The following is a 12,686-nucleotide window of genomic DNA, read 5'->3' as shown; positions in this document are numbered from 1 at the left end:
CGTTCTTCCCCCTGTAGACGAGTGGAGAAGGGGCAGTGCGCGGGGATATCCGTTCTTGTGTGCGGGAGGTGGGGTGGCGGGTCAGGGGGCGAAGGGTACGGCGGGGGGCGGCGTGGTGAGGGTTGTGGTGGGGTGCTGCCAGAGGCTGTCGCGGGCGAGGAGTGGTAGGACGGATTCGCCGAACCAGTAGGCCTCTTCGAGGTGCGGGTAGCCGGAGAGGATGAACTCTTCGATGCCCAGGTCGGCGTACTCCTTGATGCGGTCGGCGACTTCGCGATGACTGCCGACGAGGGCGGTACCGGCGCCGCCGCGGGCGAGGCCGACGCCGGCCCAGAGGTTCGGGTAGATCTCGAGGTCTTCGGGGCGGCCTTCGTGCAGGGCGAGCATGCGCTTCTGCCCTTCGGATTCGCTGCGACGCAAGCCTTCCTGGACGCGGGCGATGGTCTCCGGCGGTAGCGCGTCGAGCAGTCGACGGGCCTCGCGCCAAGCGTCTTCGGAGGTGTCGCGAGTGATGACGTGCAGCCGGATGCCGAAGCGAACGGTGCGACCGGCGTCAGCAGCGAGTTTGCGAATCCAGGCGAGCTTCTCGGCGACGGCGGCCGGCGGTTCGCCCCACGTCAGGTAGACGTCGCTGTGAGCCGCGGCGACCGGACCCGCGGCCGCGGAGGAGCCACCGAAGTAGATCGGCGGCGTCGGGTCAGGCACTGACACCAGTCGGGCCTGCTCGACCCGCAAATGCTTACCTGCATAGTCGAACGGCTCGCCGTGCTCCCACAGCTTGCGCACGATCGTCAGGAACTCGTCCGTCCGCGCGTACCGATCGTCCTTGCTGAGGAAGTCGCCGAACGCCTTCTGCTCGGTCGGTTCGCCACCGGTCACCACGTTGAGCAGCAGCCGGCCGCCGGACTGGTTCTGGAACGTCGTCGCCATCTGGGCAGCGAGCGTGGGGGAGAGCAGCCCGGGCCGGAACGCGACCAGGAACTTCAGCCGATCCGTCGAATCCAACAATGATGCCGTTGACAACCATGCGTCGTCGCACCACAGACCTGTCGGAGTCAGCGCGCCGACGAACCCGAGCTCCTCGGCCGCGGTGACGATCTGGCGCAGGTACCGCGTGGTCACTCGGCGATCTCTGTGCACGACGTCCGCGCCGTGCCCGCCGCCGACGATATTGCGCGAGTCGCCCGAGGTCGGCAGGAACCAGTGAAAGGTCAGGGTCATCGAACTACTCCATCCGGAGGGCAAGAGTATTAAGTCGATGAGATTAGTTGGGTTTGTGATCGGGGAGTGCCGATCCCAGCATGTGGGCTGTTGACGACAGCGGGGCGGCGACTTTATGGTCGCTCTGTAAACGATTACAAGAACGATTACGGGAGCACCTGGTGAGTCGTCCGACGATTGCCGCGGTGGCTCGGGCGGCCGGTGTGTCGGTGGCCTCGGTCTCGCGGGTGCTGAACGATCTGCCCGCGACCGAGGAGATGGTCGAGCGGGTCCGGCAGGCGGTGGCCGAGCTCGGCTATGTGCCGGATTCGCGGGCCCGATCGCTCAAGGTCGGGCGGACGTTTCAGCTCACGCTGGCCGTGGCTGACGTCGGTAACCCCGTCTACGTGACGATGATGCGCGCGGTCGAGGAGGTTGTCTCCGCGGCCGGCTACCGGCTCGTCGTGACGATGACCGGGCCGGACGTGGTCGACGAGGTCGCGCTGGTCCGCGGGATGGCGCGCGGGTACGCCGATGGGCTGGTGATCAGCCCGCTGCGCGTCGACGACGACCTGATCAAGTCGATCCAGGAGTGCGACGTACCGGTGGTCGTCGCCGGTAACGTCCCGGCGCGAGCCGGGGTGGACACCGTGCGTGCGAACTCGCCGAAGGGCATGGCGCTGGCGGTGGAGCACCTGGTGTCGCGGGGGCGGCGGCGGATCGCGTTCCTGAACGGGCCTGCCGACACGGTGCCGGGCGAGGCGCGCGCGAAAGGTTTCGCCGATGCGCTGCGCGCCCACAAGCTGCAGCCGGTCGCCGCGGTGGAGGCCACGGACTTCACCTTCGCCGCCGGACGGGTCGCCGGCCGGCAACTCCTCGAAGGTCACCCTGGGTTTGATGCGGTGATCGCGGCGAACGACCTGCTTGCGGTCGGGCTGATGCACGAGCTCGCTGCGGCGGGACTCGCCGTACCGGACGATGTGGCGCTGGTCGGGATGGACGACAGTGAGCTGGCCGAGCAGTGCTTCCCGCCGTTGACGAGTGTGAACCTGGGCTCGGCCGAACGCGGGCGCCGGGCAGCTGAACTCTTGCTGGCCCGGATCGAGGACGGAGAGCGCTCGCCGCGCCGGATCATCGTCCAGCCGTCGCTGAGTGTCCGGCGGTCTACATGAAGACGACCAGGCCGAAGCAGAACCGCGAGGCGATCTTCCTCTTCCTGCCCGCGCTGCTCCCGGTGCTGCTGCTCAGCGTGTACCCACTGATCCGCGGCATCGTGCTCGGGTTCACCAACGCGCGCGCCGGGCTGCGCGTCGACACCGACTTCATCGGGCTCGGCAACTTCGGCAAGCTGCTGCACAACGACCTGTTCTGGGACTCGTTCCGGATCGGCGTGATCTGGACGCTGTCGGTCACGATCCTGCAGTTCGTCGCGGCACTCGGTCTCGCGTTGCTGCTCAACACCAACCTCAGGTTCCGCGGTGTCGCTCGCACGCTCGCGCTGATCCCGTGGGCGATGCCGCCGGTGGTGGTCGCGATCATGTGGCGGCTGCTGCTGCACCCGACCAACGGCCCGGTCAACAAGCTCCTCCAGGACCTGCACCTGACCGATCACCCGATCAACTTCCTCGGCGATTTCAGTACGGCGCTCCCGGCGGTGATCGTGGTCGGGATCTGGGTCGGAATGCCGATGACCACCGTGACCCTGCTCGCCGGGTTACAAGGGATAGACCGCTCGCTCTACGAGGCCGCGGCGGTCGACGGAGCGAGTGCGTGGCGTCAGTTCTGGAACATCACGCTGCCGCAGCTGAAGACCGTGATCGTCGCGATCACCAGCCTGGACCTGATCTGGAACTTCAACTCGTTCGGCCTGGTCTACGTGCTCACCGCGGGCGGGCCGGGCGGCAAGACCATGCTGCCGATGCTGTTCGCCTACAACGAGGCGTTCCGCTACGGGAACTTCGGCATGGCCGCCGCGATGGGTGACGTGATGGTCGTGGTGATCATCGTGTTCCTCGCCTTCTACCTGCGCAACCGGCTCCGGAGCCAAGCATGAGAACTCGTCCGGTCGCCCGCCTGTTCCAGTACGTCGCCGTCCTCGGCTACCTGGTGTTCCTCGCGTTCCCGCTGCTGTGGCTGATCTCCAGCTCACTGAAGTCCCCGCGCGAGTTCGCCGCGATCACCCCGACGCTGCTCCCGAAGGACATCGACTTCTCGAACTACACCAGCGCGCTGGAGGAGCAGGGTCTGGTCCGGTCCCTCGGCAACAGCCTGCAGATCTCGATCCTGACCACGATCCTGGTCCTGATCGTCGCGCTGCCGGTCTCCTACGCGCTGGCCCGGTTCCGCAGCCGGCTCCGGCCGATCACCAACGGCTGGATCCTGGTCAGCCAGGTCTTCCCGGTGATCCTGATCGTGATCCCGCTGTTCATGATCCTGCGCCCGCTGCACCTCACGAACACGATCCCCGGCGTCGTCCTGGTCTATCTCGTCTGGTCGCTGCCGTTCGCGTTGTGGATGCTCCAGGGGTACGTCGCCGCCGTCCCGCGCGAACTCGAGGAGGCCGCCGCGGTGGACGGCGCGAGCCGGATCCGCACCATCATCGCGATCGTGATGCCGCTGCTCCGGCCGGGGCTGATCGCGACCGCGATGTTCACGTTCATCTCGGCGTGGAACGAGTTCTTCTTCGCTCTGGTCCTGCTGCAGGATCCCGAGCTCAAAACGCTCCCGCTCGTGCTCGCCCGGTTCGTCGGCGCGGAGGGGCAGGTCCAGTTCGGCCCGCTCGCCGCCGCGTCGGTGCTCGCGACCGTGCCGAGCCTCGTCTTCTTCGCGTTTCTGCAGCGCCGGCTGACCTCCGGCCTGCTGAGTGGCGCAGTCAAAGGTTAGGAGAGGTCATGAAAAAGGTAGTAGTCACTGCGTTGCTCGCGGCAAGCGCTCTGGTGACGCTTGCGGCCTGTGGTGGCAACAGCGACAGTGGCGGCGGCGGTGGGGGATCGGACGAGAAGGTGACGCTGAAGTTCCAGAGCCTCGCCTTCCAGAAGACCACGGTCGCCGCGACCAAGAAGATCGTCGCGGACTGGAACGCCGCCAATCCGAACATCCAGGTCGAGTACGTCCAGGGCAGCTGGGACTCGGTGCACGACCAGCTCGTCACCCAGTTCCAGGGTGGGACCGCGCCGGACATCATCCACGACGAGTCCGCCGATATCACCGGTTTCATCAACCAGGGCTATCTCGCGGACCTGTCGCCGTACCTGAGTCAGGAGACCAAGGACGCCGTACCGCAAGGGGTTTGGGACACGGTCTCCAATGACGGCAAGGTGTATGCGGCGCCGACGCTCCTGCAGTCGTACGTCGTCTTCGCCAACACCGCGGCGCTGAGGCAGGCCGGTGTTACCGCGACCGGGGACTCGCTCAGCTGGGACGACCTGGCAGCCAACGCGAAGAAGCTCACCGCGGGTGGGAAGTACGGTCTTGGCTGGGGCCTGAAGAGTCCGACCGCGACCGTTCTCAACCTCGGGATGAACTTCGACGGTAAGTTCTTCGAGGGCACCGGGCGGGACGCCAAGGCTGCGATCGGTGACGCCGAGCTCGAGGTGCCGAAGCGGATCCACGCGATGGCCTATACCGACAAATCGATCGACCCGACCTCGCTGACGCAGAGCGGATCGGACGTCCTGCCGGGGTTCTACGCCGGCAAGTACGCGATGGTGGTCGGCGGCAACTATGCCGCGCAGCAGATCGTTGCCGAAGCACCCAAGGGCTTCCAGTGGGAGGTACTGCCGCCGCTGAAGGGCACCAGTGCCAAGCAGGCGGCCAACCCGCAGACGCTGTCGGTGCCGGCGGAGAGCAAGCACGTCAAGCAGGCCGCGCAGTTCATCGACTTCTTCATGAAGGCCGAGAACCTGGCCGCGGTCGGCCAAGGCGACTGGTTGATCCCGACCACGCAGGCGGCGCGGGACGCGATCCTGAAGACGACCGGTGGCAAGGACGGCTGGCAGCAGACACTGGCCAGCGGTGCCGAGCTGACCAAGGCGCCGTTCCAGAGCGTGGAGAACTACCCGAAGTGGAAGGACCAGATCGCGACGCCGGCGTTGCAGGAGTACCTGGCGAACAAGACCGATCTGAGTGCCTTGGGCAAGAAACTGAGCGACGGATGGGGTCAGGTCAACAGCTGATGCTGGAAGATAAATCGACAGGTGCCCTTGTCGGTTCCGCCGTCGGTGACGCGATCGGCGGTGCCGTCGAGGGCTGGACGCCGGAGGCGATCCGGGAGCGGCACGGCGGCTGGGTGACCGGGATCGTCGGTCCCTGGTACGACGACTGGCGCACCGCCCGGCCGATCGCGCCGTACCACAAGGGCGATGGGCACATCACCGACGACACCTTGATGACGCACGCACTCGTCGAGGTGTACGCCGAGCGCCGTACGCACCTGGACGCCTATGCGATCGCCGAATCGCTGGTGCCGAAGATGATCACGGGCCGCCGCTGGGTGCCGGAGCTGGAGGCGGAAGCGCTATTGCTGCAACGCGTCTTCCTGGCCGAGAAGTGGCTGGTCGCACGCTTGCACTATGGACATGTCGACCCGCGCGAGGCCGGCGTCGGCAACATCGTCAACTGCGGCGCGGCGATGTACATGGCACCGGTCGGGATCGCGAACGCCGGCGATCCGGAGGGCGCGTACGCGGAGGCGATCGACGTCGCGGGCGCGCACCAGTCGAGTTATGGCCGGGAGGCAGCCGGGGTGTTCGCCGCCGCCGTCGCGGCCGCAATGGTGCCGGGGGCAACGACATTCGACGTGGTGGAGACAGCGATCTCCGTTGCGAAGGACGGTACCCGGAAGGCGATCCAAGCCGTGGCTGAAGCAGCAAGCGAGGTGACCGACTGGGAAGAGGCGATTCCCTTGCTACGCACGGCGATCGAGCCCTTCGACAGCGTCGGTCCCGACTATCGCGATCAGTCACTGGACGCTCGCCGGCCGAGCCGCACCAAGGCGATCGAGGAGTTGCCCGTCGCGCTCGGCTTCGTGCTGGTCTCGGAAGGCGACGTACGGCGGGCTGTGCTCGGCGGCACGAACTACGGCCGGGATGCGGACTCGATCGCGTCGATGGCCGGTGCGATCACCGGTGCGCTCGGCGGACTGAGCGGCGTACCGGAGGATTGGGCGAACCAGGTCGCCGAGGCGAGCCGGACCGACCTGGTTCGGCCGGGCGTCCTGATGGCGTCGGTGGCTCGCGAACTGCACGAGGCCGATGCGCGGCGCTGGGCGCGGCGGAGCGACGTACTGGAGAATCTGACTCGATGAGATTGACGTGGGTGCAGCCGGAGGATCTGCTGCCGCACCAGCTGGTTCAGTCCAGATGCGAGGGTGTGGAGGTCGCTGACGTCCAGGCCCGCTGGGTCGCGGCGGGTGGGGCGGTGAAGGCCCCGGTCTCGGGCGCATCCGACAAGCCGGTGGGTTCGGAATTGCGCGCCTTGGCGCGAGTCCTCCTGGCCGAGCTCGATGCGCGGACCCCGGAGTGGCTCGAGCCCGTGATCCCCGAGTTGCCGAAGCTCGGCCGTTCCACGGAGCGGATCGGCGATGCTTGGCTCGGGCGGGCCGCCGGGAACCTGCTCGGCAAACCCGTGGAGAAGATTCCGCGCGAGGGCATCCGGGAGATCCTGCAGTCGTCGGGCCAGTGGCCGCTCACGCAGTACGTGACGGCTGTCGGCGTACCGGACGAGGTACTCAAGCGCTGGCCGTGGAACCGCACGTCGGCGCCGACCAGCCTGCGCGAGGTGATCGACGGGATGCCGGAGGACGACGACCTCAACTTTGCGATCCTCGCCCTGCGGATGCTCGAGCAGTACGGCGACAACCTGACCACCGAGGATGTCGCCCAGACCTGGCTGCGGGACCTCCCCGCGGCGCGCGTGTTCACCGCCGAACGGGTTGCCTACCGCAATCTCCTCAACGGCGTCGAGCCCGCCCGGGCGGCCGTCGTCGGCAACCCGTTCCGGGAGTGGATCGGCGCCCAGATCCGGACCGACGTCTACGGCTGGACCCACCCAGGCGACCGTACGGCGGCCGCCCGGCTGGCGCTCGTGGACGCGCGGCTGAGCCACACCGGGGCCGGCGTGGACGGCGCACTCTGGGTGGCTGCGATGTCGGCGGCCGCGATGGTGGTCGACTCGCCGGTCGAGGCTGCGCTGGCCGGGCTGGAGGTGATACCGGTGGACGGTGCCATCTCCCGTGCGGTCCGCTTCGGGCTCGCCCTGGCGGACCACTCGCTCGACGATGCACTCGATGCGCTCCACAAGGAGTACGGCGGTCTGCACTGGGTACATGCCGTGAACAATTCGGCACTGACCGGATTCGCCCTCACGGCGCCCGACTTCACGACCGCGGTTGGCCGCTCGGTCATGGCAGGCTGGGACACGGACTCCGTGGGTGCGACGGTCGGTGCTGTTTTTGGCGCCGTCGGGGGAGTTCCGGCAAAGTGGTCTGCACCACTGAAGAACCGGGTGGACACGAGCCTGCCGGGGATGCACCGAGTAGCGATCGACGAGCTGGCGGACAGGACTGTGGAGGTGGCCCGGGGTGGAGCCTGACGTTGTCGTCGTGGGGAGTGCGAACGTGGATCTCGTGCTCCCGGTGCGGCGCATCCCGCGCCCCGGCGAGACGGTGCTCGCGGGCGTGATGACCCGCGGCCCCGGCGGCAAGGGCGCCAATCAGGCCGCCGCGAGTGCCCGGTCCGGCGCACGGACGGCCATGGTCGTGTCGCTCGGCGCCGACGACGGCGGCGCGCTGCTCCGCGAGACGCTGGCCGACGCCGGGGTCGACCTGTCGCTGGTGACCACCTCCGACGCCCCGACCGGTACGGCGATCATCACGGTCGACGAGAACGGCGAGAACTCGATCGTCGTCGCGCCCGGCGCCAACGGCGAGCTGGCGCTGACGCCCGAGGCGGCCCACGTCATCGGCGGCGCGAAGATCGTGCTCGCCCAGCTCGAGATTCCGATGGAGACCGTCCAGGAGGCCGCCGCGACCAGCTCGTACTTCATCCTGAACGCGGCCCCGGCCGCCGAATTGCCGACCGGGCTGCTCGCCGATATCGATCTTCTCGTGGTGAACGAGAGCGAGGCCGAGGTGATCGCCGGTGCGGACCGGTCCGCGTTGCTGAAGCTGGTCCCGGCCGCGGTGGTCACCTTGGGCAGCGCCGGCGCGGTGATCCTGACTCGCGGCAACGACGAGATCGCGGTCCCCGGCGTACCGGTGGAGGTGGTCGACACCACGGCCGCGGGGGACACCTTCTGCGGGGTGCTCGCGGCAACCTTGTCTTCCGTCTCAGCTATCGACCCGATTACACCCCGCGACCTGACGAACGCGGTCCGACGCGCTACCGTAGCTGCTTCATTGAGTGTTCAGACCGCGGGAGCCATTGCCTCGGTGCCTCACGGGGATGCGATCGACGCGCGTTATGCGGAGGTGTATCTGTGAGTCCGCTCGAACCGAGGCCCATCGACCTGCCCGCCCGGGTGGATCTTGGGTTCCGGACCGATCTGTCCTTTCTCGACGATGCGAAGATCCTCGGTGCGCCGGAGGACCCGGCAGACCTGCCGCGCTGGCGCGCCAAGCTGGCCGAGTGGCTGATCGGCTCCTACGAGCGGACGCCGTACAACGACGCGCAGTACGCGGTGCCCGGTCGCGAGTGGACCCAGACGGCGTACTCGGTGGCGCTGGTCTGGCTCTGGGACGACCTGCTGTACGACGTCTCGACCGGCCGGTTCACGCCGGAGAAGTTCGTCCGGCACGGGGTCGAGGAGTTCGGCGGTCACGACGCGATCGTGCTGTGGCACGCCTACCCGGTGATCGGGATCGACTCGCGCAACCAGTTCGACTTCTACCGCGACGTGCCGGGACTGCGCGAGCTGATCGACGACCTGCATCGCCTTGGTGTGAAGGTGTTCTTCGACTACAACCCCTGGGATGTCGGGACCCGACGGGCTGCTCGATCGGACGCCGAGGAGTTCGCGGCACTGATCACGGACTACGACGTCGACGGCGTCTTCCTGGACACGTTGAAGGAAGGCGACCCGACCTTCACTCGCGCGCTGCGGGCCGCCAACCCGGCGATCGCCCTGGAAGGCGAGTCTCGGTTGCCGATGGCAAGGATCAGCGATCACGCGCTGTCCTGGGCGCAATGGTTCGCCGACACCCAGGCGCCTGGCGTGCTGCGAGCGCACCTGTTCGAGCGCCGGCACATGATGCACCACACGCGTCGCTGGCACCGTGATCACAGCGCCGAATTGCAGTCCGCGTGGATCAACGGCGTCGGCATCCTGGTCTGGGAGTCGGTCTTCTCCAGCTGGGTCGGCTGGAACGCGCGCGACCGTTCGACCTTGCGCCGGATGGTGACCGCGCAGCGCGCGTTCGCGCCGGTGCTGATCGACGGCGACTGGATCCAGCTGACGCCGGAGATCCCGGACAAGGCTCGCACGCATGGTGTCTACGGGTCGCGGTTCGACCTGCAGGACATCACGTTCTGGACGCTGATCAACCGGCACGAGGACGACTTCGAAGGCATCGTGCTGCGGTCGGAGGATCAGGTCGGCGACTGGTACGACGTGACCTCCGGCGTACCGATCACGGCGACCGACGACGGGGTTCATCTCGTGGTGCCGGGTCGTGGCGTGACTGGCATCGTCCGCGTCGGCGCGACCGCGGGAGCGAGTTGCCGCGCGACGGCACGCAAGCTGGGAACGATGCCACGCCCACATGTTGCCGATTCCGCCTTTCCGATGCGGCCGGCGGAACGGTTGCCGGTGCCAACGGTCTCCGGTACGGCGTCGATCGGGCCGGTGGTCGACGTACCGGCTGGGCCTTGCACGTTGACCGTGCGGCATCGGCGGCGGGAGACCGGTCTGTACGACCAGGCGCCGTACGTGGACGAGTGGAAGCCGCTGCCGCCTCGCTTGCACGACCTGCGCACGGTGGCGCGCGACGTCTCGCTGCCGGGGATCTCGGTGGCGGTCTCCGAGGTCACGAACGCGGAGTACTTCGAGTTCGTGAGGGCGACGGGGTATCGGCCGCTGGTTTCGAATCGGTTCTTGGCGCATTGGGTTGATGGTGCGCCGGCGCCGGGCACGCACGATCAGCCGGTGACGTACGTCGATCTGCCGGATGCGCGGGCCTATGCGGCCTGGCGTGGCGGTCGGCTGCCGACCGAGGACGAATGGCAGGTTGCCGCTGGGCTCGACGGGTTCACTCGCGCCGAACCGGTGGTCTGGAACCTGACCGAGAGCGAACACCGCGACGGCCGCAGCCGGTTCTGCATCCTGAAGGGCGGCTCGCACTATGTTGCCGAGGGCTCCGACTGGTACGCCGACGGCGGTCCGCGCGAACCGGAAGTGAGCTTCAAGCTGGTGCTGACCGGTGGTGGTCTCGACCGGTCGGAGACCATCGGCTTCAGGTGTGCGGGATGAGGTCTGCTCCACTCGACGGGGTGAAGGTGCTCGAGGCGGCGACGCTGTTCGCGGGACCGCTGGCGGCGACGTTCCTCGGTGATTTCGGGGCCGATGTCACCAAGATCGAGCATCCGGCGCGACCGGACGCGGCCCGGACCCACGGTGCCTCGAAGGACGGCATCGGGTTGTGGTTCAAGACGCTCGGCCGGAACAAGCGGCTCGCGACGCTCGACCTGTCGCAGGGGCGGGACGTGTTCCTTGAGCTGGTCCGGCATCAGGACGTACTGGTCGAGAACTTTCGGCCAGGGACGTTGGAGCGCTGGGGTCTCGGGCCTGACGTGCTGCTGGAGGCGAATCCGCGGCTGGTCATTGCGCGGGTGACGGCGTTCGGCCAGGTCGGACCGTGGTCTCGCCGGCCCGGGTTCGGATCGTTGGCCGAGGCAATGAGTGGGTTCGCGGCCGTGACTGGTGAGCCGGATGGACCGCCGACGCTGCCGCCGTTCGGGCTGGCGGACGGGATCACCGCGCTGGCCACGGCGTACGCCGTACTGGTCGCGCTGCGGGAGCGGGATCGGTCGGGGGCCGGGCAGGTGATCGATATGGCGATCATCGAGCCGATTCTGATGATGCTGGGTGGCGGGATCACGGCGTACCAGCAGACGGGGTACGTGCAGCCGCGGTTGGGGAATCGGTCGTCGAACAACGCGCCGCGCAACGTCTATCAAACCCTGGACGGGCGGTGGGTGGCGGTCTCGACCAGCTCGCAGAGCATCGCGGAGCGGGTGGTGGCACTCGTCGGCCGGCCGGACCTGGTGGCCGAGCCGTGGTTCGCGACCGGCCGCGAGCGCGCCGAGCACGCAGACGAACTGGATGAGGCAGTCGGATCCTGGATCGCTGCGCGACCGCTCGATGAAGTGATGGACGCGTTCGAGAAGGCCGAGGCCGCGGTCGGGCCGGTGCACGACATCCGGGGGATCGTTGCCGATCCGCAGTACGCCGCCCTGAAGACGATCGTTGCCGTTGACGACGATGAGCTGGGTGGCCCGGTGGAGATGCAGAACGTGCTGTTCCGGCTGTCGGAGACCCCGGGCTCGATTCGCTGGGCCGGGCGGCCGCATGGGGCGAACACCGATGAGGTGCTGGCGGAGATCGGGGTCACTGCCGAACAGGTCGCCGCGCTTCGTGCGGCTGGCGTGGTCTAGTGCTGACGGGGTTGTACGTGCCGGCGAATCGGCCGGAGCGGTTCGGCAAAGCGGTTGCCGCGGGCCCCGATCTGGTCGTGCTTGATCTGGAGGACGCCGTACCGGTTGAGGCGAAGGCCGCGGCCCGGGAGTCGGCGGTGGAGTGGATCGCGGCGCACCAGGATGTCGAGCTGCTCGAGCGCGCCCACCCGCGCTTGGAACTGCGCGTCAATGCGCCAGGGACTCCATGGCTTGCGGACGACCTTGCTGCGGTGGCCGCCATACCGGAGATTCGGTTGCGCGTGCCGAAGGTGGAGAGCGCTGCGGATGTCCACCGCGTGCTCGAGCAGGTGCCGTCGGCGCAGATCACCGCGCTGATCGAGTCACCGCTCGGGCTGGAGCGCGCCTTCGAGATCGCTACGGCGGATCCACGGCTGGTTGCGGTTGCGCTGGGCGAGGCGGACCTGCGGAGCTCGCTCGGCGTGGACGGGTCGGAGGGCTTGGCCTGGGCGCGCGGGCGGTTGGTGTCGGCGTCGCGAGCGGCCGGTCTCGGCGCTCCGATGATGTCGGTCCATGCGCGGGTCGATGACGTGGATGGGCTCCGGCAGACGTGTGCCGAAGGGCGGGCGCTCGGGTTCGTCGGCCGGATGGCGATCCACCCGAGACAGTTGGCGACGATCGTCGAGTGCTTCACGCCGAGCGCCGTACAGGTCGCTGCGGCCGCTGAGTTGCTCGCCGCTCTGGATGCGGCGGGTGGCGTGGTCGTGCTGCCGGACGGGCGGATGGTGGATCCGGCGATGATCGGGCGCGCTCGAGAGGTGGTTGCGCTCGCACGGGAGATCGAGCTCAGGCCTTAGC

General features: G+C 68.1%; 11 protein-coding genes. 10 read left to right on the top strand and 1 reads right to left on the bottom strand.

Annotation, left to right across the window (positions count from 1 at the left end; translation table 11 throughout):
- Positions 1 to 81: 81 nt before the first annotated feature.
- Positions 82 to 1,221 carry an LLM class flavin-dependent oxidoreductase gene (locus tag ABZS29_RS36345; RefSeq protein WP_355469231.1) on the bottom strand — a complete coding sequence of 380 codons (1,140 nt, stop codon included), beginning with the start codon at positions 1,219 to 1,221 and terminating at the stop codon, positions 82 to 84.
- A 161-nt stretch (positions 1,222 to 1,382) separates the two neighbouring features.
- On the opposite strand from ABZS29_RS36345, the gene ABZS29_RS36340 reads away from it, so the two are divergent.
- From ABZS29_RS36340 to ABZS29_RS36295, 10 genes are read left to right on the top strand one after another with little or no spacing between them, the layout of a single operon-like run.
- Positions 1,383 to 2,372, top strand: a complete 990-nt coding sequence (locus tag ABZS29_RS36340; protein ID WP_355469230.1) for a LacI family DNA-binding transcriptional regulator — start codon at positions 1,383 to 1,385, stop codon at positions 2,370 to 2,372.
- Positions 2,369 to 3,253: a sugar ABC transporter permease gene (locus tag ABZS29_RS36335; RefSeq protein ID WP_355469228.1), complete on the top strand. Its 885-nt coding sequence runs from the start codon at positions 2,369 to 2,371 to the stop codon at positions 3,251 to 3,253. Before ABZS29_RS36340 ends, ABZS29_RS36335 begins: the two co-directional genes overlap by 4 nt.
- Positions 3,250 to 4,083, top strand: coding sequence for a carbohydrate ABC transporter permease (locus ABZS29_RS36330; protein WP_355469226.1), 834 nt, complete (start codon positions 3,250 to 3,252; stop codon positions 4,081 to 4,083). The genes ABZS29_RS36335 and ABZS29_RS36330 overlap by 4 nt, the downstream gene beginning before the upstream one ends.
- An 8-nt stretch (positions 4,084 to 4,091) precedes the next feature.
- Positions 4,092 to 5,375, top strand: a complete 1,284-nt coding sequence (locus ABZS29_RS36325; protein WP_355469224.1) for a sugar ABC transporter substrate-binding protein — start codon at positions 4,092 to 4,094, stop codon at positions 5,373 to 5,375.
- Complete coding sequence (locus ABZS29_RS36320) at positions 5,375 to 6,505, top strand: ADP-ribosylglycohydrolase family protein (RefSeq protein WP_355469222.1); 1,131 nt, start codon at positions 5,375 to 5,377, stop codon at positions 6,503 to 6,505. Before ABZS29_RS36325 ends, ABZS29_RS36320 begins: the two co-directional genes overlap by 1 nt.
- A complete protein-coding gene (locus ABZS29_RS36315; RefSeq protein WP_355469220.1) occupies positions 6,502 to 7,791 on the top strand; it encodes an ADP-ribosylglycohydrolase family protein in 1,290 nt (429 codons plus the stop codon). The genes ABZS29_RS36320 and ABZS29_RS36315 overlap by 4 nt, the downstream gene beginning before the upstream one ends.
- Complete coding sequence (locus tag ABZS29_RS36310; RefSeq protein WP_355469218.1) at positions 7,781 to 8,680, top strand: ribokinase; 900 nt, start codon at positions 7,781 to 7,783, stop codon at positions 8,678 to 8,680. Before ABZS29_RS36315 ends, ABZS29_RS36310 begins: the two co-directional genes overlap by 11 nt.
- A complete protein-coding gene (locus ABZS29_RS36305; RefSeq protein ID WP_355469216.1) occupies positions 8,677 to 10,665 on the top strand; it encodes an SUMF1/EgtB/PvdO family nonheme iron enzyme in 1,989 nt (662 codons plus the stop codon). Before ABZS29_RS36310 ends, ABZS29_RS36305 begins: the two co-directional genes overlap by 4 nt.
- On the top strand, positions 10,662 to 11,849 hold the full coding sequence (locus ABZS29_RS36300) for a CoA transferase (RefSeq protein ID WP_355469214.1): 1,188 nt from the start codon (positions 10,662 to 10,664) through the stop codon (positions 11,847 to 11,849). The genes ABZS29_RS36305 and ABZS29_RS36300 overlap by 4 nt, the downstream gene beginning before the upstream one ends.
- Before the next feature lie 17 nt (positions 11,850 to 11,866).
- Positions 11,867 to 12,685: a CoA ester lyase gene (locus ABZS29_RS36295; protein WP_355469212.1), complete on the top strand. Its 819-nt coding sequence runs from the start codon at positions 11,867 to 11,869 to the stop codon at positions 12,683 to 12,685.
- The last annotated feature ends 1 nt before the right edge of the window (position 12,686 follow it).

The sequence above is a fragment of the Kribbella sp. NPDC005582 genome, assembly GCF_040605415.1.
Taxonomy (GTDB): Bacteria; Actinomycetota; Actinomycetes; order Propionibacteriales; family Kribbellaceae; genus Kribbella.
Note: the sequence above shows the minus strand (reverse complement) of the source record. Positions and strands in the feature narration are given on the sequence as shown.

Coding starts and splice junctions, on each gene's coding strand:
- ABZS29_RS36330 (WP_355469226.1), top strand. CDS start 3,250: ATGAGAACTCGTCCGGTCGCCCGCCTGTTCCAGTACGTCGCCGTCCTC.
- ABZS29_RS36345 (WP_355469231.1), bottom strand. CDS start 1,221: ATGACCCTGACCTTTCACTGGTTCCTGCCGACCTCGGGCGACTCGCGC.
- ABZS29_RS36325 (WP_355469224.1), top strand. CDS start 4,092: ATGAAAAAGGTAGTAGTCACTGCGTTGCTCGCGGCAAGCGCTCTGGTG.
- ABZS29_RS36300 (WP_355469214.1), top strand. CDS start 10,662: ATGAGGTCTGCTCCACTCGACGGGGTGAAGGTGCTCGAGGCGGCGACG.
- ABZS29_RS36335 (WP_355469228.1), top strand. CDS start 2,369: ATGAAGACGACCAGGCCGAAGCAGAACCGCGAGGCGATCTTCCTCTTC.
- ABZS29_RS36315 (WP_355469220.1), top strand. CDS start 6,502: ATGAGATTGACGTGGGTGCAGCCGGAGGATCTGCTGCCGCACCAGCTG.
- ABZS29_RS36320 (WP_355469222.1), top strand. CDS start 5,375: ATGCTGGAAGATAAATCGACAGGTGCCCTTGTCGGTTCCGCCGTCGGT.